General features: G+C 65.4%; 19 protein-coding genes. 15 read left to right on the top strand and 4 right to left on the bottom strand.

The window, feature by feature from the left end:
* The first annotated feature begins 11 nt into the window (after window positions 1-11).
* The 6 genes from ACSQ25_RS20180 to ACSQ25_RS20155 all read left to right on the top strand — a co-directional run bounded on the left by ACSQ25_RS20180 (window position 12) and on the right by ACSQ25_RS20155 (window position 7,393).
* Entirely contained in the window at window positions 12-1,628 is a 1,617-nt protein-coding gene (locus ACSQ25_RS20180; RefSeq protein WP_436107449.1) for an ABC transporter substrate-binding protein, read from the top strand.
* Window positions 1,612-2,682 (top strand): ABC transporter permease, encoded by a 1,071-nt coding sequence (locus ACSQ25_RS20175; protein WP_436107448.1) that lies wholly within the window; start codon window positions 1,612-1,614, stop codon window positions 2,680-2,682. The genes ACSQ25_RS20180 and ACSQ25_RS20175 overlap by 17 nt, the downstream gene beginning before the upstream one ends.
* Entirely contained in the window at window positions 2,682-3,560 is an 879-nt protein-coding gene (locus ACSQ25_RS20170; RefSeq protein ID WP_436107447.1) for an ABC transporter permease, read from the top strand. The genes ACSQ25_RS20175 and ACSQ25_RS20170 overlap by 1 nt, the downstream gene beginning before the upstream one ends.
* 11 nt (window positions 3,561-3,571) lie before the next feature.
* Window positions 3,572-4,411: an ABC transporter ATP-binding protein gene (locus tag ACSQ25_RS20165; protein WP_436107446.1), complete on the top strand. Its 840-nt coding sequence runs from the start codon at window positions 3,572-3,574 to the stop codon at window positions 4,409-4,411.
* Between the two features lie 17 nt (window positions 4,412-4,428).
* Window positions 4,429-5,205 (top strand): ABC transporter ATP-binding protein, encoded by a 777-nt coding sequence (locus ACSQ25_RS20160; protein ID WP_436107445.1) that lies wholly within the window; start codon window positions 4,429-4,431, stop codon window positions 5,203-5,205.
* Between the two features lie 67 nt (window positions 5,206-5,272).
* A complete protein-coding gene (locus ACSQ25_RS20155; protein ID WP_436107444.1) occupies window positions 5,273-7,393 on the top strand; it encodes a prolyl oligopeptidase family serine peptidase in 2,121 nt (706 codons plus the stop codon).
* 42 nt (window positions 7,394-7,435) lie between these two features.
* On the opposite strand, the gene ACSQ25_RS20150 is transcribed toward ACSQ25_RS20155, so the two are convergent.
* From ACSQ25_RS20150 to ACSQ25_RS20140, 3 genes are all read right to left on the bottom strand, one after another.
* Window positions 7,436-8,011 (bottom strand): PEP-CTERM sorting domain-containing protein, encoded by a 576-nt coding sequence (locus ACSQ25_RS20150; RefSeq protein WP_436107443.1) that lies wholly within the window; start codon window positions 8,009-8,011, stop codon window positions 7,436-7,438.
* A 153-nt stretch (window positions 8,012-8,164) separates the two neighbouring features.
* Complete coding sequence (trmL, locus tag ACSQ25_RS20145; RefSeq protein ID WP_436107442.1) at window positions 8,165-8,635, bottom strand: tRNA (uridine(34)/cytosine(34)/5-carboxymethylaminomethyluridine(34)-2'-O)-methyltransferase TrmL; 471 nt, start codon at window positions 8,633-8,635, stop codon at window positions 8,165-8,167.
* Between the two features lie 23 nt (window positions 8,636-8,658).
* Entirely contained in the window at window positions 8,659-9,381 is a 723-nt protein-coding gene (locus ACSQ25_RS20140) for a double zinc ribbon domain-containing protein (RefSeq protein ID WP_436107441.1), read from the bottom strand.
* 84 nt (window positions 9,382-9,465) lie between these two features.
* Between ACSQ25_RS20140 and ACSQ25_RS20135 the strand changes: the two genes are divergently transcribed.
* From ACSQ25_RS20135 to ACSQ25_RS20105, 7 genes are all read left to right on the top strand, one after another.
* Window positions 9,466-10,362 carry a methyltransferase domain-containing protein gene (locus tag ACSQ25_RS20135; RefSeq protein ID WP_436107440.1) on the top strand — a complete coding sequence of 299 codons (897 nt, stop codon included), beginning with the start codon at window positions 9,466-9,468 and terminating at the stop codon, window positions 10,360-10,362.
* 312 nt (window positions 10,363-10,674) lie between these two features.
* The gene (gene coxB, locus ACSQ25_RS20130) at window positions 10,675-11,865 is read left to right on the top strand and encodes a cytochrome c oxidase subunit II (RefSeq protein ID WP_436107439.1); all 1,191 of its coding nucleotides are present in this window, start codon (window positions 10,675-10,677) and stop codon (window positions 11,863-11,865) included.
* A gap of 27 nt (window positions 11,866-11,892) precedes the next feature.
* Complete coding sequence (gene ctaD, locus ACSQ25_RS20125) at window positions 11,893-13,488, top strand: cytochrome c oxidase subunit I (RefSeq protein WP_436107438.1); 1,596 nt, start codon at window positions 11,893-11,895, stop codon at window positions 13,486-13,488.
* Window positions 13,489-13,490: 2 nt separating this feature from the next.
* On the top strand, window positions 13,491-13,601 hold the full coding sequence (locus ACSQ25_RS20120) for a cytochrome oxidase small assembly protein (RefSeq protein ID WP_436107437.1): 111 nt from the start codon (window positions 13,491-13,493) through the stop codon (window positions 13,599-13,601).
* Window position 13,602: 1 nt separating this feature from the next.
* On the top strand, window positions 13,603-14,187 hold the full coding sequence (locus tag ACSQ25_RS20115) for a cytochrome c oxidase assembly protein (RefSeq protein ID WP_436107436.1): 585 nt from the start codon (window positions 13,603-13,605) through the stop codon (window positions 14,185-14,187).
* A complete protein-coding gene (locus ACSQ25_RS20110; RefSeq protein WP_436107435.1) occupies window positions 14,188-14,397 on the top strand; it encodes a DUF2970 domain-containing protein in 210 nt (69 codons plus the stop codon). It abuts the gene before it with no gap.
* Window positions 14,398-14,456: 59 nt separating this feature from the next.
* Window positions 14,457-15,314 carry a cytochrome c oxidase subunit 3 gene (locus tag ACSQ25_RS20105; protein ID WP_436107434.1) on the top strand — a complete coding sequence of 286 codons (858 nt, stop codon included), beginning with the start codon at window positions 14,457-14,459 and terminating at the stop codon, window positions 15,312-15,314.
* A gap of 68 nt (window positions 15,315-15,382) precedes the next feature.
* Here ACSQ25_RS20105 and ACSQ25_RS20100 read toward each other — a convergent pair whose 3' ends face one another.
* Window positions 15,383-15,583, bottom strand: coding sequence for a twin transmembrane helix small protein (locus ACSQ25_RS20100; protein WP_225239276.1), 201 nt, complete (start codon window positions 15,581-15,583; stop codon window positions 15,383-15,385).
* Window positions 15,584-15,616: 33 nt separating this feature from the next.
* Here ACSQ25_RS20100 and ACSQ25_RS20095 point away from each other — a divergent pair, with 33 nt between their 5' ends.
* Together ACSQ25_RS20095 and ACSQ25_RS20090 are read left to right on the top strand one after the other, a co-directional pair.
* Window positions 15,617-16,381, top strand: a complete 765-nt coding sequence (locus ACSQ25_RS20095; protein WP_436107433.1) for an SURF1 family protein — start codon at window positions 15,617-15,619, stop codon at window positions 16,379-16,381.
* Window positions 16,368-16,979 carry an SCO family protein gene (locus ACSQ25_RS20090; RefSeq protein ID WP_436107432.1) on the top strand — a complete coding sequence of 204 codons (612 nt, stop codon included), beginning with the start codon at window positions 16,368-16,370 and terminating at the stop codon, window positions 16,977-16,979. The genes ACSQ25_RS20095 and ACSQ25_RS20090 overlap by 14 nt, the downstream gene beginning before the upstream one ends.
* Window positions 16,980-16,997: the final 18 nt, after the last annotated feature.

The raw sequence follows: 16,997 nt of genomic DNA, 5'->3' as shown, positions 1-16,997 counted from the left end.
TGGCAATAGCAATGACATCGTTCCGCGCTCCGTTACGAGCGTGGCTGGCACGCGCGGGCTTCGTCTTGCTGGCGGCGGCATCGCAGGCGGCGCCGGCCGCCACTCCCCCTGACCAGCTGGTCATGGGCATGAACATGAACAACCTGCTGTCGATCGACCCGGCCGGCGCCACCGGCAACGACGTGCTCGGCGTCGTCGCCAACCTCTACGACTACCTGGTCGAACTCGATCCGCACGAGCCGACCAGGCTGGTGCCGGCCCTGGCGGCGCGTTGGGAGATCGCGCCGGACCGCAACAGCATCGTCCTGACGCTGCACGAGGGCGCGCGCTTCCAGTCGGGCAATCCGCTGAGCGCCGAGGACGCGGCCTGGTCGCTGCGCCGGGTCCTCAAGCTGAACCTGGCGATGGCGTCGCCATGGAAGAGCTACGGCTTCAGCCGGGCGAACGTGGACAGGCTGATCTATGCCAGCGACGCCCGCACGCTGCATATCGTGCTTCCCAAACCGGGCGACCCGCTGATGGTGCTGTACACGCTGGCCACCTCGGTCAGTTCGGCGATCCTCGACCGCCGCGCGGTCCTGGCGCACCAGGTGAACGGCGATCTCGGTGCGCGCTGGCTGCTCAACCACGCGGCCGGATCGGGGCCGTTCGCGCTGACCGAATGGCGCGCCAAGGATGCCATGCTGCTCGATCGCTTCGATGGCTACTGGCGTGGCCGGCCCAGCTTGCGCCGGGTGGTGATGCGCCACATCGGCGAATCGCTGTCGCTGCGCTTCATGATCGAGCGGGGCGACCTCGACGTGGCGGCCGGCATGGCGGGGCCCGACATCGAGGCCCTGCGCGAGCATGCCGGCGTGACGGTGCAACCGGTCCTGCGCGGGACCTCGTACTACGTCGCGGTGAGCATGAAGGATGCGCGCTTCGCGGACCGGCGCGTACGCCTTGCGCTGCGCAAGCTGATCGACTACCAGGGCATCAACCGCGCCATCATGCCGAACTACGGGGTCAGCCACCAGCGCCCCGTGATGATCGGCCTGGCCGCGACCTTGCCCGACCCCGGCTACCGCCTGGACGTGGCGGGCGCGCGCAAACTGCTGGCCGAAGCCGGCTACGCGCAAGGATTCAGGACGACCATCCGGGTGCTGTCCGATCCGCCGCTGATCAACATCGCGACCGCCCTGCAGGCGACGCTGGCCCAGGCCGGGATCCACGCCGAGATCCTGTCCGGCACCGGCAACCAGGTGTACGGGGCCATGCGCGACCGCAGGTTCGAGATCATCGTCGGACGCGGCGGCGGCGGCGTGGAGCCCCATCCGCATGCCAATCTGCGCGCGCTGGTCTACAACCCCGACAACAGCGACGCGGCCAGGCTGACCAACTTCCAGGGATGGCGCACCAGCTTCTTCGATCCCGAGATCAACGGCTTGATCGAACAGGCCTTCGTCGAACGCGATCCGGCGCGGCAAACCGCGATGTACCAGCGCATCCAGCAACGCTACGACGAGAAGGTCGGCGCCATCCAGCCCCTGGCGCAGATGCTCGAGACGGTCGTGCTGAGCAAGCGCGTCCGCAATTATGTCAACCACCCGTCGGCTACTACCCACCTGCGCAATGTTTACAAAGACTAGTCCTTTGACGCCTGCCGTGGCGAGTCCCCGCCTCGTGCTCTGGCTGTCCCGCGCCGGCGCGCTGCGCGCACGCGCGCTGAGCACCGTGTTGACCTTGTTCGGCCTGCTGATCCTTACCTTCTTCATCGGACGCGTGATGCCGGTCGATCCGGTGCTGGCGATCGTCGGCCCGGATGCCGATGCGTCGATGTACGAGCAGGTCAAGGCCCAGCTCGGCCTGGACCAGCCGCTGTGGCTGCAGTTCGGGCGCTACCTGGGTGAACTGGTCCACGGCGAACTCGGCACCTCGCTGCTGACCGGGAATCCGGTGGTGGCCGACATCGCCCGGGTGTTCCCGGCCACCCTGGAACTGGCGACGGTGGCGATCCTGATCGGCACGGCGGCCGGCGTGCCGCTCGGCGTGTTCGCGGCCACCCGGCGCGGGCGCTGGGGCGACAACCTGGTGCGGGTGATCGGCCTGACCGGTTATTCGGTGCCGGTGTTCTGGTTCGCGATGATGGGGCTGCTGGTGTTCTATGCCTGGCTGGGCTGGGCGGGCGGCTCGGGCCGGATCGACCTGGAATTCGACGGCGCGGTGCGTCCGCTGACCGGCATGCTGCTGATCGACTCGGCCCTGGCGGGACAGTGGGACGCCTTCGCCAACGCGGCCCGCCACATCCTCCTGCCGGCCTGCATCCTCGGGCTGCACACGATGGCTTACCTGAGCCGCATGACGCGCAGCTTCATGCTCGCCCAGCTGTCGCAGGAATACATTCTGACGGCCAGGGTCAAGGGCTTGCCGGAGTGGCGCGTGGTGTGGCAACACGCGTTCCGCAACATCCTGGTCCAGTTGCTGACGATCGTCGCGCTGGCCTACGGCACGCTGCTCGAGGGCGCGGTGCTGGTCGAAACCGTGTTCGCCTGGCCCGGCTTCGGCCAGTACCTGACCAATAGCCTGCTGCTGGGCGACATGAATGCGGTGATGGGCTGCGTGCTCGTGGTGGGCATCATCTTCGTGGCGCTGAATCTCGCATCGGATTTTCTCTACAACCTCTTCGATCCGCGGATGCGCTGATGAATTCGACCCTGACTCTCCCCACGACGTCGGCGCAGGCCACGCGATCACGCCTGCTGCGCGCGGCCCGTCACCTGTTCCACAACCCGATGACGCTGGCCGGCTCCCTGGTCGTGCTGCTGCTGGTCGCCGTGGCCGCGTGCGCGCCCCTGATCGCCCCGTTCGATCCGCAGGCACAGGATCTTGCCGCGACCCTCCAGGCGCCCGGCGCCGGCCATTGGTTCGGCACGGACGAATATGGACGCGATGTATTCAGCCGCGTCGTCTGGGGCGCCCGCACCACGCTGTATATCGTGCTGCTGGTGACGGCGGTGGTCGGCCCCGTGGGCCTCGCCGTCGGCACTGTGTCCGGCTATTTCGGCGGCATGGTGGATACCGTCTTCATGCGCGTCACCGACATTTTCATCTCGTTTCCCAGCCTGGTGCTGGCGCTGGCCTTCGTCGCCGCGCTCGGACCGGGCCTGGAACATGCGGTCATCGCCATCGCACTCACGGCCTGGCCGCCGATCGCACGCCTGGCGCGCGCCGAAACCAGGACGCTGCGCAACGCCGACTTCGTGTCCGCCGCGCGCCTGCTGGGGGCCTCGCCGGCGCGCATCCTGCTGCGCCACATCGTACCGCTCTGTATTTCCTCCGTCGTGGTGCGCCTGACCATGAACATGGCCGGTGTCATCCTCACCGCGGCCGGCCTGGGCTTTCTCGGCCTCGGCGCCCAGGCGCCGCTGTCGGAGTGGGGAGCGATGATCTCCGCCGGGCGCCGCTACATGATGGAGTGCTGGTGGCTGGTCACCATGCCCGGCGCGGCGATCATGCTGGTCAGCCTGGCATTCAACCTGCTCGGTGATGGATTGCGCGACGTGTTCGATCCACGCAGCTGAAAGGAACAGCCATGAACGAAACCAAACTTGAGGTGCGCGACCTGCGGGTGCGCTTCGCCGGCCGCGACGGCATGGTCGATGCCGTGCGCGACGTGTCGTTCACGCTTGGCCGGGAAAAACTGGCGATCGTCGGCGAGTCCGGCTCCGGCAAGTCGACGGTCGGGCGCAGCCTGCTCAAGCTGCATCCGCCCAGCGCCCGCGTCGAGGCCAGCGTCATGCGCTTCGGCGATATCGACCTGCTGGGCGCGGACGAGCGGACGATGCGCGCCATCCGCGGCCAGCGCATGTCGATGATCATGCAGGATCCGAAATACTCGCTCAATCCCGTGATGCGCGTCGGCGATCAGGTCGCCGAAGCCTTGCGTGCGCACCGGCGCATCGCAGGGCGCGAGGCGCGTGCGCGTGTGGTCGGCATGTTCGAGGCGGTGCGCATCCGCGATCCGGAGCGCGTGTACGACAGCTTTCCGCACGAAATCTCAGGCGGCATGGGCCAACGCGTGATGATTGCGATGATGCTGATTACCGAGCCTGAAGTCGTGATCGCCGACGAACCCACCTCGGCGCTCGACGTATCGGTCCGGATGCAGGTGCTGGAAGTGCTCGATGAATTGATCACCCAGCGTGGACTGGGGCTGGTCTTCATCAGCCACGACCTGAACCTGGTCCGTGCGTTCTGCGACCGGGTGCTGGTGATGTACGCCGGCCGCGTGGTCGAGTCGATTGCCGCGTCCGAGCTCGAGCATGCCCAGCACCCCTACACCCGCGCCCTGTTGTCCGCGGTGCCCGACATGGACCGCCGGCGTGCCAGCTTGCCGGTGTTGCAGCGGGATCCGCGCTGGCTGGCCGCCTAGCCCTATTGGAGAATGACATGATTGCAATCGAGGGACTCGAGCTGGCGTTCGGCAGCGGCGCCAAGCGCCACCAGGTGCTCCAGGACGTGAGCTTTTCCGTGGGCGAAGGCGAAGCATTCGGACTGGTCGGCGAATCGGGGTCGGGCAAGACCACCGTGCTGCGCTGCCTGGCCGGTCTGTACCAGCACTGGCAGGGGACGATCCGGATCGGCGGCAAGCAACTGGGGCACAGGATCGACCGTGAACGTGTCCGCCGCACGCAGATGGTATTCCAGGATCCCTACGGTTCCCTGCATCCGCGCCACACCGTCGATGCGACCCTGTCGGAGCCGCTGCACATCCATGGCATCGGCGATGTCGATGGCCGGGTGAGCCGTATCCTGGCCAAGGTGGGGCTGGATGCGTCCTTCCGGTGGCGCTATCCGCACCAGATGTCGGGCGGGCAGCGCCAGCGGGTTGCGATCGCGCGGGCCCTGATCCTCGAGCCGCGCATCCTCCTGCTGGACGAACCCACCTCGGCGCTGGACGTGTCGGTGCAAGCGGAGATCCTCAACCTGCTGGCCGAACTGCGCGCGCGCGACGGCCTGACCTACCTGATGGTCAGCCATGACCTGGGGGTAGTCGTGCACCTGTGCGACCGGGTCGGGGTCATGCAACAGGGGCGGATCGTCGATATCCAGCCGCGCGACCGGCTGACCGCGGAAACCGGCCCGCATCCCTATACCCGGGCGCTGGTCGCTGCCACCCGCCATTCGATCGCCCCGTCACGCGTGGCCGATGGCGCAATGAGCTGAAAAAACTGGTGATCCGTTCCTCCATAAACCGTGGCAATATTGCCAAACGTTTATTTAGGAGGAATCCATGTCCGGACTTGTACGACTCCTGGGCGGCGCCGCCCTGATGCTGGTCACCGCGGCAGTCGCCGCCGCACCGCCGGTGGCGCGGGTCGAAGCCGTCACCGATACCCATTTCGGCGAAAAGGTGGTGGACCGCTACCGCTGGATGGAAAACGACAAGGATCCGGACTGGCTGCCTTTCCTGAAGAACCAGAACGCCCATACCCGCTCGGTGCTCGACACCCTGCCGCTGCGCGGCGAACTGCTGGCCCGCATCCAGCAGCTGTCCGGCGACGTCACCGCGGTCAGCCGCATCGAGCGCGCCGGCGCCCGCACTTTCTACCAGCAACGCCCCGCCGGCACCAACAACTTCAAGCTCTTCGTGCACGAGAACGGCAAGACCCGCCTGCTGGTCGATCCGACCACGCTCGACACCGCCACCAGCCATTATTCGCTGGACTGGTGGGGCGCTTCACCCGACGGCAGCAAGCTGGCGTACGGGCTCTCGAAGGACGGCAGCGAGGATTCGGTGCTGCACATCATGGACGTGGCCAGCGGCGCCATCCTGCCCGAGCGCATCGCCAACACCCAGAACGCCAGCCCGAGCTGGCTGGAAGACGGCTCCGGCTTCTTCTACAACCAGCTCACCGGCAAGGTCAACACGCCGGAGCGCTACCTCGATTCGCGCGCCCGCTTCCATCGCATCGGCGACGATCCCGCCAGGGACCGCATCGTCATGGCGCGCGGCCTGGACCGGGCGGTGAAGTACGAGAACATCCAGATGCCGATCGTGGTGGCCACGCCGCATTCGCGCCACGCCCTCCTGATCCTGGCCGACGTGCGCCAGGAAACGCGGGTCCTGATTGCGCCGCTGCAGGATGTCCTGAAGGGCAGGGCGCGCTGGACCGCGGTGGCCGATTTCGCCGATGAAGTCACCGGCGCCGACCTGCACGGCGACGAGTTGTACCTGCTGTCCAACCGCGGCCATCCGCGCGGGCGCATCCTGAAGGTCAATGCGCAGTCGCCGTCGGTGAAGGGCGCACGCGAAGTCGTGGCCGAATCGGGCCTGGTGATCCAGAGCATGACCCGCGCCAGGGACGGCCTCTACCTGCGCGCCATGGACGGCGGCGTGGGCCGCGTGCTGCGCCTCGACGCCAAGGGCAAGCTGGCGAGCATTTCCCTGCCTTTCGACGGCACGGTGCCGGCCCTGGCCGCCGATCCGGACGCGCCGGGCGCCCTGATGCTGCTGTCGGGCTGGCTGACGCCGACCGCCGTCTGGAGCATCGACGCCGCCGGCAAGCTTGCGGATACCGGCCTCACGCCCAAACCGGCCATCGACACCAGCCCGTACACCACCGAACGCCGCTTCGCCACCGCGAAGGACGGCAGCAAAATCCCCTATAGCCTGGTGTACAGGAAGGGCTTGAAGAAAGACGGCAGGAACCCGGCCTTCATCTCGGCCTATGGCAGCTATGGCGCGGCGGCCTATACGCCGTCCTTCATGGGCCGCACGCTGGCGCTGATCGACCAGGGCGCCATCGTCGGCTTCGCCAACGTGCGCGGCGGCGGCGAGTACGGGCGCGACTGGCACCGCGCCGGTCAGCTGGAAAACAAGCCGAATACCTGGCGCGACCTGATCGCCGTGGTCGAGGACATGCAGGCCGGCGGCTATACCGCGCCGGCCCATACCGCCATCGGCGGCCGTTCGGCGGGCGGCATCCCGACCGGCATGGCGCTGGCCGAGCGTCCGGAGCTGTTCGCGGCCGTGGTGTCGGGCGTCGGCTGGCACAACCCGCTGCGCTACGTGGCGGAGCAGAACGGCTTCGCCGAAGAACCGGAATGGGGCGCGATCCGCGACCAGGCCGGCTACAAGGCCCTGAAGAGCATCGACAGCTACCAGGCGGTGAAGGATGGCGGCAAGTATCCGGCCGTGCTGCTGACCACCGGCGTGACCGATCCGCGGGTGGCGCCTTTCCACCCGGCCAAGATGGCGGCGCGCCTGCAGGCGGCCAGCGCCAGCGGCAAGCCGGTGCTGCTGCGCGTCGACTTCGACGCCGGCCACGGGATGGGATCGACCCGGGCGCAGCAGGACCAGGAAGCGGCGGATACCTATGCCTTCATCCTGGCCCAGACCAGGGGGCGCTAGGTGGTCGGCTCTGCCGGCCGCGTTAGCTGAAGCGTCGCCTTGTCAGGTTCTGATCGGGCGTCTGTTTCGCGTCGAACGTGAGCGCCACATGATCCCCAGCAGGCCGGCGGCCAGCATGGTCCAGGTCTGCGGCTCGGGCGCCTGCGACATCATGCTCAGCCTGGTATCGCTGGTCCAGTACAGGTGGCGTTCGGTGCTCATGCCAGGATTGAATTCGTAGGCGTAGTGCTGGTCGCCGGTGGTGATCAGGCGGCCACCGCCGACCCAGCCTTCCGGATCGCTGCCGTAGCTGCCGACGCTGAAGTGGAGGCCGGAATCCTGCGAGAACGTGAAGCCGGTCGCGCCGCAGGTGTAATACGCATTGCTGCTGGCGGCGCAGGCAATGTAGTCGAGCTCGCCAACGACCAGGGTCAGCAACTCATCTTTTTCCAGCAAGCCATCGCTGTCGAGGTCATTGCCTCGGAACGAGCCGGTAATGACTTCTTCGGGCAGGAAGCTGTTGGAGACGCTGTCGTAGAAGCCGGTGAAGGAAAAGCCCCAGGAAATGGTGTCGCTGGGGGCCGCGTGGGCGGCGGTGCAGCACAGGAGCAGGGCGCCGGTGGAAAGAAACTTTTTCATGTGAAACCTCGAGCAAAAAACAGGGGCGCCGATCAAAAACTGATGTGACCAGCCTACTCCTGTTCGCCCGATACTGTCGCGCTAGCTTGTAGATTTTTCCACATTGTGTCGCAGCTGCGCGACAACAAGTAACATTGCCGTCTGGAAGCTTCCTTAGCTGCCGCCGGCGTAGCCGTTCTGGCGCCAGGCCTCGTAGACGACCACCGCCACCGTGTTGGACAGGTTGAGGCTGCGGTTGTCCGGCATCATCGGCAGGCGGATGCGCTGGGCCGGCGGGAAGCTTTCGCGCAGGGCCGGGTCGAGGCCGCGCGATTCGGCGCCGAAGACGAACACGTCGCCTGGTCGGAAGCCGGCATCGGCGAAGGGCGAGGAGCCGTGCGTCGTCAGGGCGAACATGCGCGTGGGGTCAGGCTGAGTGTCAAGCAGGAAGGCTTCCCAGTTCTTGTGCACCTTCATGGTGGCGTAGTCATGGTAGTCCAGCCCGGCGCGGCGCATCTTGGCATCGTCGAGCGGAAAGCCGAGCGGCTCGATCAGGTGCAGCTGGACGCCGGTGTTGGCGCACAGGCGGATGACGTTGCCGGTATTCGGCGGGATCTCTGGTTCGACCAGTACGACGTGGAACAAGCTGTTCTCCTTCTGTATTCATATTAATGAGGCGGCGTGCGGGCGAACACGAGGTTCGTGACGCGCGCCGCGCCGGCGCGCTTGAGCACGCCGGCTATTTCATCGAGTGTATGGCCGCTGGTCATGACGTCGTCGACCACGCCGACCTGCCGTCCTTCCAGCGCTACCTGGCCGTCCGCGACAGCGAAGGCGCCGCGCACGTTGCGGCGCCGCTCGCGCGGCGCCACGCCCGACTGCGCGGCCGTCTCGATGCGCCGTTCGAGCAGGCGCGGCGCCAGCGGAATACCGAGCGCGGCGGACAAGGGCCGGGCCATTTCGAGGGCCTGGTTGTAGCCGCGCTCGACCAGGCGGCGCGGCCCCAGCGGCACCGGACACAGCAGGTCGGGCAGCGTCGCGCCGCCGCGGGCAAGCAGGGCCGCGCGCAGGCGGCCCGCCATCCACGGCGCCAGCGCCAGCCGCGCGCCGAACTTCAGCTGCAGCACCAGGCCGTCGACCGGCGCGGCATAGTCGCAGGCGGTGACGGTCGCGTCGAAGGCCGGCGCATCGGCCAGGCAGGCGCCGCAGCGCCGCGCCGCGTCCTGGATGCCGACCGGATTGGCGCAGCAGGGGCAGCGGGTGTGGACATCCTGCGCGTAGGCTTGCGAGCAGGCCGTGCAGACCGGTTCCTGGTCCTGGGCGCCGCACAGCAAGCAGCTGGACGGGAGCAGGGCGCCAACCCAGCGCAGGAAGCGGGAATGCAGGAGCATCTACTCGAATCCACGGGAGCATGTACACTCCGCCATTATCTCACCATCCGCTTTCCCGCCATGGCTTCACCACAACCTTCCCGGATGAGCGCGCCGATCGACCTGGCACGCGTCCGTTCCCTGTTCGCCCAGCCCGGCCGTATCGACGCTTCCGACTTCCTGCGCCGCGAAATCGCCCAGCGCATGCACGAACGCCTGCAGCTCGTGAAGATCGCGCCGAAACAGGTGCTCGACGCCGGTTGCGGCACCGGGGCCGACCTCGCCCTGTTGCAAAAAACCTATCCAGCGGCCCAGATCCTGGGCATCGATGCGGCCCCCGCCATGGCTATGGCCGCCGGCAAGCCTTCGCCGGCGCCGGCGATGCGCTCGCTGAACCAGATGCTCAGCCGTCTGCTGCCGGCCAAGGCCGGCGTCGACACCGTCTGCGGCGACTTCGGCAACCTGCCTTTCGGGACGAACTCGCTCGACCTCCTGTGGTCGAACCTGGCGCTGCACTGGCATCCGCAGCCGGACCGGGTGTTCGCCGAATGGCGCCGCATCTTGCGGGTCGACGGCTTGCTGATGTTCTCGAATTTCGGCCCGGACACCTTCACCGAACTGCGCAGCGCCTTTGCCGCCATGGACGAAACCCCGCATACCCTGCCTTTCGTCGACATGCACGATTTCGGCGACCAGCTGGTGGAGGCGGGCTTTTCCACCCCGGTGATGGACATGGAGCGCATCACGGTCACCTATGACACCGTCGCGGCTTTATTGGCCGACGTACGCGCCCTCGGCGGCAACCCGCTGGCCACGCGCCGGCGCGGGCTGATCGGGCGCGCGGCGTGGCAGCGCATGCTCGACGCCTTCGAGGCCCAGCGCCGTCCCGACGGCAAGCTCGGGCTCACGTTCGAGGTCATCTACGGCCACGCCTTCCGGCCGGCCCCGAAGACCACGGCCGCAGGGGAGGCGATCGTGCGTTTCCAGCCGCGCAAGCCTTAATAACTCGCGGCAACAACGCCGCCCGATTTTCCTTGAATAAAAATTACTGGTTTGATTATAATCAGTGGCTATTTTTGTCGTCTGGACGAGGAAAACGCTGAAAAAAGCAGCAGTCCGGCGCAAAAAGAGAATGAATTGCAGCATCAGCAGAGCCGCGGGCGCCGCCCGCGAGTAGGTTCCCACCGTATCCGCAGCGCAATTTTCGCGGTACAGGTATGAACCTTTCTGCGAAACTTGTTTCGGAGCGGCGGCAGTTCGTTCATGGAATTGTCGACCGTTAAAAATATTTTATTTTGGGTGGTTGGGGACAACATGACATACGCAACGCGACTTGGGGCCATGCTGTTCGGCCTCGCAGCAACGGCCGGCATCCCAGCATGGGCTGCAGAACCGCAAATCACCGGCCGGCCGGTGGAACACCAGTTGAACATGCAGACCCCGGTGAACGCCGTCGGCGCCGACATCTACGACCTGCACAACTGGATGATGATCGTCTGCATCGTGATCTTCGTCGGCGTGTTCGGCGTCATGTTCTATTCGGTGTTCAAGCACCGCAAGTCGCTCGGCCACAAGCCCGCCACCTTCCATGAATCCACCGCCGTCGAAATCGCGTGGACCATCGTTCCCTTCCTGATCGTCATCGGCATGGCCCTGCCGGCCACCAAGACCGTCATCGCGCTGAAGGACACCTCGAACGCCGACATCACCATCAAGGCCACCGGCATGCAGTGGAAGTGGGGTTATGACTACCTGAACGGCGAAGGCGAGGGCATTTCCTTCCTGTCGAACCTGTCCACCCCGCGCACCCAGATCGGCCTGCCGGGCGAGGAAGCGACCCAGAACAAGGGCGAAAACTACCTGATGGAAGTGGACAACGAGATGGTTGTCCCGGTCGGCAAGAAGATCCGCATGGTGTTCACCGCCAATGACGTGATCCACGCCTGGACCATCCCGGCCTTCGCCATCAAGCAGGACGCGATCCCGGGCTTCGTGCGCGACGGCTGGTTCACGGCCGACAAGATCGGCGTCTACCGCGGCAACTGCGTCGAGCTGTGCGGCAAGGACCACGCCTTCATGCCGATCGTCGTGCGCGTCGTGTCCGCCGAGGACTACAGCGCCTGGGTCGCCAGCGAGAAGAAGAAAATGGCCGCCCTGGCCGACGACCCGAACAAGGTCTGGACCATCGATGAACTGAAGACCCGCGGCGAGCAGGTCTACAACGCCAACTGCGTGGCCTGCCACCAGGCCAACGGCAAGGGCGTGCCGAACGCCTTCGCTCCGCTGGACGCCTCGCAGGTCGTGCTGGGCGCCAAGGCGCACCAGGTCGACGTGCTGCTCAACGGCCAGGACACCCCGGCCTATCCTGCGGCGATGCCGGCATGGAAGCAGCTGTCCGACACCGAGATCGCCGCGGTGATCACCTATACCCGCAATACCTGGTCGAACAAGGCTGCGGAAAACATCGTTCAACCGGCCGAAGTGCTGGCTGCACGCAGCAAGTGATTTAGCTCAAGCTTCAGGGAAATCGACATGACTACCAGCACTATCGATCACGCACACGATCACGGCCACGACCACGCGCACGACCATCCGCACGGCTTCCGCCGCTGGCTGTTCGCCACCAACCACAAGGACATCGGCAGCCTGTACCTGTGGTTCTCCTTCATCATGCTGCTCTCGGGCGGCGTGCTGGCGCTGATGATCCGCACCGAGCTGTACCAGCCGGGCCTGCAGTTCTTCCGCCCCGAGTTCTTCAACCAGCTGACCACCATGCACGGCCTGGTGATGGTGTTCGGCGCGATCATGCCGGCCTTCGTGGGCTTCGCCAACTGGATGATCCCGCTGCAGGTGGGCGCGTCCGACATGGCCTTCGCGCGCATGAACAACTTCTCGTTCTGGCTGCTGCCGCCGGCGGCGATCCTGCTCGCGGGTTCGTTCTTCTCGCCGGGCGGCGCCACCGCCGCCGGCTGGACCCTGTATGCGCCGCTGTCGACCCAGATGGGCCCGGGCATGGACATGGCGATCTTCGCGATGCACATCATGGGCGCGTCGTCGATCATGGGTTCGATCAACATCATCGTCACCATCCTGAACATGCGCGCGCCTGGCATGACCCTGATGAAGATGCCGATGTTCTGCTGGACCTGGCTGATCACCGCCTTCCTGCTGATCGCCGTGATGCCGGTGCTGGCAGGCGCCATCACCATGACCCTGACCGACCGCCACTTCGGCACCTCCTTCTTCAACGCGGCCGGCGGCGGCGACCCGGTGATGTACCAGCACATCTTCTGGTTCTTCGGCCACCCCGAGGTCTACATCATGATTCTGCCGGCCTTCGGCATCGTCTCGCAGATCATCCCGGCCTTCGCCCGCAAGCCGTTGTTCGGCTACGCCTCGATGGTCTACGCGACCGCTTCGATCGCGATCCTGTCCTTCATCGTCTGGGCCCACCACATGTTCACCACCGGCATGCCGGTGACCTCGCAGCTGTTCTTCATGTACGCCACCATGCTCATCTCCGTGCCGACCGGCGTGAAGGTGTTCAACTGGGTCGCCACCATGTGGAAGGGCTCGATGACTTTTGAGACCCCGATGCTGTTCGCGGTCGGCTTCATCTTCGTGTTCACCATGGGCGGTTTCACCGGCCTGATCCTGGCGGTGACCCCGATCGACATCATCGTCCACGACACCTATTACGTGGTGGCGCACTTCCACTACGTGCTGGTGGCGGGTTCGCTGTTCGCGCTGTTCGCCGGCTTCTACTACTGGGCGCCGAAGTGGACCGGCCACATGTACCCGGAAGGCCGCGGCAAGATGCACTTCTGGCTGTCGCTGATCACCTTCAACGTCACCTTCTTCCCGATGCACTTCCTGGGCCTGGCCGGCATGCCGCGCCGCTATGCGGATTACGCCACCCAGTTCACCGACTTCAACATGATCGTGTCGATCGGCGCCTTCGGCTTCGGCCTGTCGCAGGTGTACTTCCTGTTCGCGGTGGTGCTGCCGACCATCCGCGGCGGCAAGAAGGCGGAAGCCAAGCCATGGGAAGGCGCGGAAGGCCTGGAGTGGACCGTGCCGAGCCCGGCGCCGTTCCACACCTTCGAAACCCCGCCGCTGGTGAAGTAATCATGAGCACGCAAGAGCAAAAGAAGAGCAACCTGAAGACCGCCCTGGTACTGGGCGGGATCGCGCTGTTCTTCTTCGCGAGCGTATTCGCGAAGTTCACGCTGCTGGGCTGAGATGAAGCCGCTGAGCAGCCGCGTCAGCCAAATTCGGCGCCTGAACCGCTCCACCCTGGGAAAACTGGTGGTGGTGGCGGTGATGATGTTCGGTTTCGGTTACGCGCTGGTGCCGATGTACCGCCAGATCTGCGAAGTACTCGGCATTAACGTGCTGACGCAGAAGGGCGAGTTCGTCGAGGCGCCCGTCAATACCCAGATCGACAAGACGCGCAAGATCGTCGTCGAGCTGGATGGCAATGCGCAGGGGCCGTGGCGCTTCCGTCCGACCCAGCGCAGCATCGAAGTGCATCCGGGCGAGCTGGCCACCGTCACCTACGAGGTGGTCAACACCCAGGGCAGGGCGGTCAAGGCGCAGGCGATCCCGAGCTATGCGCCGCAGGCCGTCACGCCGCACTTCAAGAAAGTCGAATGTTTCTGCTTCCAGGAACAGACGCTGCAGGCCAAGGAAGCGCGCCAGATGCCGGTGGTCTTCTTCATCGACCCGGCGCTGCCGCGCGAGGTGAAGAACATCACGCTCTCGTACACCTTCTTCGAGATCGGCGGTGCGATCAAGACGGCGTCGGCTGCCGGGACGGTGAAGTAAATGGAGGACAAGCCGCACGAGCGGAAGGCCAGTTTCCTGGCCACGATGAAGGCAGTGTTCTGGTCCTTCTTCGGCGTGCGCAAGCGCCGCGACTATGAACGGGATGCCGCCAACCTGAACCCCATCCACGTGATCATCGCGGGGCTGATTGGGGCGGCAATCTTCATTGGCCTGATCATGCTGGCAGTGCGCTTCGCGGTATCGCAGTAACAGGTTTTAGCGACATGAGAATCACCCGAAAATTCTAAGAGTCAGATGAGGAGATGAAAATGAGTTCGCCACACACCGTGCCCTATTATTTCGTGCCGGGCCCGTCCCGCTGGCCGATGTTCGCCGGCATTTCACTGCTGGTGACCATGATCGGCGCCTCCGGCTGGGTCAACAGCGCCCCTTGGGGCCCGGCAGTGTGCCTGGCCGGCATCGTCTCCACGCTGGTGGTGCTGTACTTCTGGTTCGGCGACGCTATTCAGGAATCCGAGTCGGGCATGTACAACAAGCGCATCGACACGTCCTACCGCTGGTCGATGAGCTGGTTCATCTTCTCGGAAGTCATGTTCTTCGGCGCCTTCTTCGGCGCGCTGTTCTACGCCCGTGCGGTGACCATGCCCTGGCTGTCCGACCTCGACCACAAGTTCATCTGGCCGGACTATGCGCCGACCTGGGGCAATACCGGTCCGGCCGGCGTGGTCGACCAGTTCCAGATCATGGGCCCGTTCCCGATCCCGACCATCAACACCGCGCTGCTGCTGCTGTCGGGCGTGACCCTGACCATCTCGCACCACGCGCTGCGCGCCGGCCACCGTTCCAAGACCGCGTTCTGGCTGTTCGCCACCATCCTGCTGGGCGCGATCTTCATGGGCTTCCAGGTGTACGAGTACATGCACGCCTACCAGGAACTGAACCTGAAGCTGACCTCGGGCATCTACGGCTCGACCTTCTTCATGCTGACCGGCTTCCACGGCTTCCACGTGACCATGGGTGCGATCATGCTGTCGGTGATCCTGTACCGTGTGCTCAAGGGCCACTTCACGGCGGACAATCACTTCGGCTTCGAAGGCGCGGCCTGGTACTGGCACTTCGTCGACGTCGTCTGGCTGGGGCTGTACGTCGTGGTCTACTGGCTGTAAGCTGAGCTTCGATGTAACACGTAACGTGGGCGGCATTGCCGCCCACGCTGCTTTTATTTAGTGGATGCTCAGCGAATGCCGGTCGGGGCGATCCACCCCATCTTGTAGGCGGCGAGCAGGCAGAGGAAGAGCGTGATGGACAGGCCGACCCGCATCGCCAGCGCATGCACCGTCCGGTTGCTCTGCCCTTTGTCGCGCATCAGGAAGAAAAGGGCCGACGCGAGGCTGGCAAGGATTAGGATGAAGGCAATCGCAACGAACAGTTTCATGGTCGGCCTGATAAAGGTTGAGGCATCATTGTAATGCGCTTCCCCTTCCATTTTCGTCTCATTCCCTTCATCGCCACGTTTCTCATTGCCTTGCTGGGTATTGCCTTGGGTAACTGGCAGCAGGGCAGGGCCGCACAGAAACTGGCCGTGCAGGAAAAGCTTGCCGCCCTTGCCGTCGAGGCACCCGTGGCGCTCGGCGCCACCCTCACGCCTGCCGCTGCCCTCGAGTACCGCCGCGTGAGCATCACCGGCGAGTTCGTCGCCGACTGGCCGCTGTTCCTGGCCAACCGCCCGATGGCCGGACGTCCTGGCTACTACCTCGTGATGCCGTTTAAAATCGCGGGGTCGCACACACATGTGCTGGTGATGCGCGGCTGGCTGCCGCGCGAGGCGGAATACGGCAAGCTGCCGGCCTTCGCCACGCCGGCGGGCACGCTCACCATCGAAGGCATCGTCGTGGCTTCCGCCGGGCAGGTGATGGCCCTGGGTGACGCGACGCCGCTGGCTCCGAAGGCCATCGTCCAGAACATCGATCCGAAGGGGGTGTCCAGGGCCACCGGACTGGTGCTGCAGCCCTTCTTCGTGCAGCAGACCGGGCCGGACCAGCCGGACGGCGCCCTGTTGCGCGTCTGGCCCTCGCCCTCGAGCGGCATCGACAAGCACCGCGGCTACGCCTTCCAGTGGTATGCGCTGGCGGCCATGGCCATCCTCTTTTTTGTGATAACAGGATTCCGTAGTGGATCAAAACAACGTGATGCAAGAAAACCTGAAGCAGAAACAAGTGATGCAGGAAAGTGATTCCGCCAAGGCGAGCGAGCAGAAGCGTAACCGCGGGCGCTGGAAGCTGTTCGCCGTGCTGCTGGTCTGCGCGGCGCCGATGATCCTGTCCTACCTGACCTACTACGTCATCAAGCCGACCGGCCGCACCAACTACGGCACCCTGATCGACCCGCGCGAGCGCCCGATCCCGGCGATGGCCAGCACCACGCTCGACGGCCGTCCGGAAACGCTGGACCAGTACAAGGGCAAGTGGATCATGCTGAAGGTCGGCGGCGGCGAATGCGGGGAAGCCTGCCAGAAGCAGCTGTTCGCGATGCGCCAATGGCGCCTGATGCAGGGCAAGAACATGAGCCGCGTCGAACGCGTCTGGCTCGTCACCGACAGCCAGCCGCTCGACACGATGACGATCCGCCAGTACGACGGCATGCACCTGCTGCGCGCACCGAAGGAGGTGGTGTCGAGCTGGCTGCCGGCCGAGAAGGGCATGCAGCCCGCCGACCACATCTACCTGATCGACCCGCTCGGCAACCTGATGATGCGCTTCCCGGCCGACCCGGATCCGCGCAAGGTGTACAAGGACATCGCCAAGCTGCTCAAGGCCTCGGCGGTCGGCTGACGCTCAATTCGAGGCCAA

The organism is Massilia sp. LjRoot122 (assembly GCF_964252725.1).
GTDB lineage: Bacteria > Pseudomonadota > Gammaproteobacteria > Burkholderiales > Burkholderiaceae_D > Telluria.
The sequence above is the reverse complement of the archived record's forward strand: the minus strand, read 5'-3'. Positions and strand labels throughout refer to the sequence as shown.

Excerpts from the sequence above, each read along its gene's own strand:
- ACSQ25_RS20180 (WP_436107449.1), top strand. The coding sequence starts at position 12 with ATGACATCGTTCCGCGCTCCGTTACGAGCGTGGCTGGCACGCGCGGGC.
- ACSQ25_RS20165 (WP_436107446.1), top strand. The coding sequence starts at position 3,572 with ATGAACGAAACCAAACTTGAGGTGCGCGACCTGCGGGTGCGCTTCGCC.
- ACSQ25_RS20100 (WP_225239276.1), bottom strand. The coding sequence starts at position 15,583 with ATGAAACTGTTCGTTGCGATTGCCTTCATCCTAATCCTTGCCAGCCTC.
- coxB (WP_436107439.1), top strand. The coding sequence starts at position 10,675 with ATGACATACGCAACGCGACTTGGGGCCATGCTGTTCGGCCTCGCAGCA.
- ACSQ25_RS20090 (WP_436107432.1), top strand. The coding sequence starts at position 16,368 with ATGCAGGAAAGTGATTCCGCCAAGGCGAGCGAGCAGAAGCGTAACCGC.
- ACSQ25_RS20140 (WP_436107441.1), bottom strand. The coding sequence starts at position 9,381 with ATGCTCCTGCATTCCCGCTTCCTGCGCTGGGTTGGCGCCCTGCTCCCG.
- ACSQ25_RS20105 (WP_436107434.1), top strand. The coding sequence starts at position 14,457 with ATGAGTTCGCCACACACCGTGCCCTATTATTTCGTGCCGGGCCCGTCC.
- ACSQ25_RS20175 (WP_436107448.1), top strand. The coding sequence starts at position 1,612 with ATGTTTACAAAGACTAGTCCTTTGACGCCTGCCGTGGCGAGTCCCCGC.
- ACSQ25_RS20155 (WP_436107444.1), top strand. The coding sequence starts at position 5,273 with ATGTCCGGACTTGTACGACTCCTGGGCGGCGCCGCCCTGATGCTGGTC.
- ACSQ25_RS20115 (WP_436107436.1), top strand. The coding sequence starts at position 13,603 with ATGAAGCCGCTGAGCAGCCGCGTCAGCCAAATTCGGCGCCTGAACCGC.
- ACSQ25_RS20095 (WP_436107433.1), top strand. The coding sequence starts at position 15,617 with ATGCGCTTCCCCTTCCATTTTCGTCTCATTCCCTTCATCGCCACGTTT.
- ACSQ25_RS20150 (WP_436107443.1), bottom strand. The coding sequence starts at position 8,011 with ATGAAAAAGTTTCTTTCCACCGGCGCCCTGCTCCTGTGCTGCACCGCC.
- ACSQ25_RS20120 (WP_436107437.1), top strand. The coding sequence starts at position 13,491 with ATGAGCACGCAAGAGCAAAAGAAGAGCAACCTGAAGACCGCCCTGGTA.
- ACSQ25_RS20110 (WP_436107435.1), top strand. The coding sequence starts at position 14,188 with ATGGAGGACAAGCCGCACGAGCGGAAGGCCAGTTTCCTGGCCACGATG.
- ACSQ25_RS20160 (WP_436107445.1), top strand. The coding sequence starts at position 4,429 with ATGATTGCAATCGAGGGACTCGAGCTGGCGTTCGGCAGCGGCGCCAAG.
- ACSQ25_RS20170 (WP_436107447.1), top strand. The coding sequence starts at position 2,682 with ATGAATTCGACCCTGACTCTCCCCACGACGTCGGCGCAGGCCACGCGA.
- ACSQ25_RS20135 (WP_436107440.1), top strand. The coding sequence starts at position 9,466 with ATGAGCGCGCCGATCGACCTGGCACGCGTCCGTTCCCTGTTCGCCCAG.
- ctaD (WP_436107438.1), top strand. The coding sequence starts at position 11,893 with ATGACTACCAGCACTATCGATCACGCACACGATCACGGCCACGACCAC.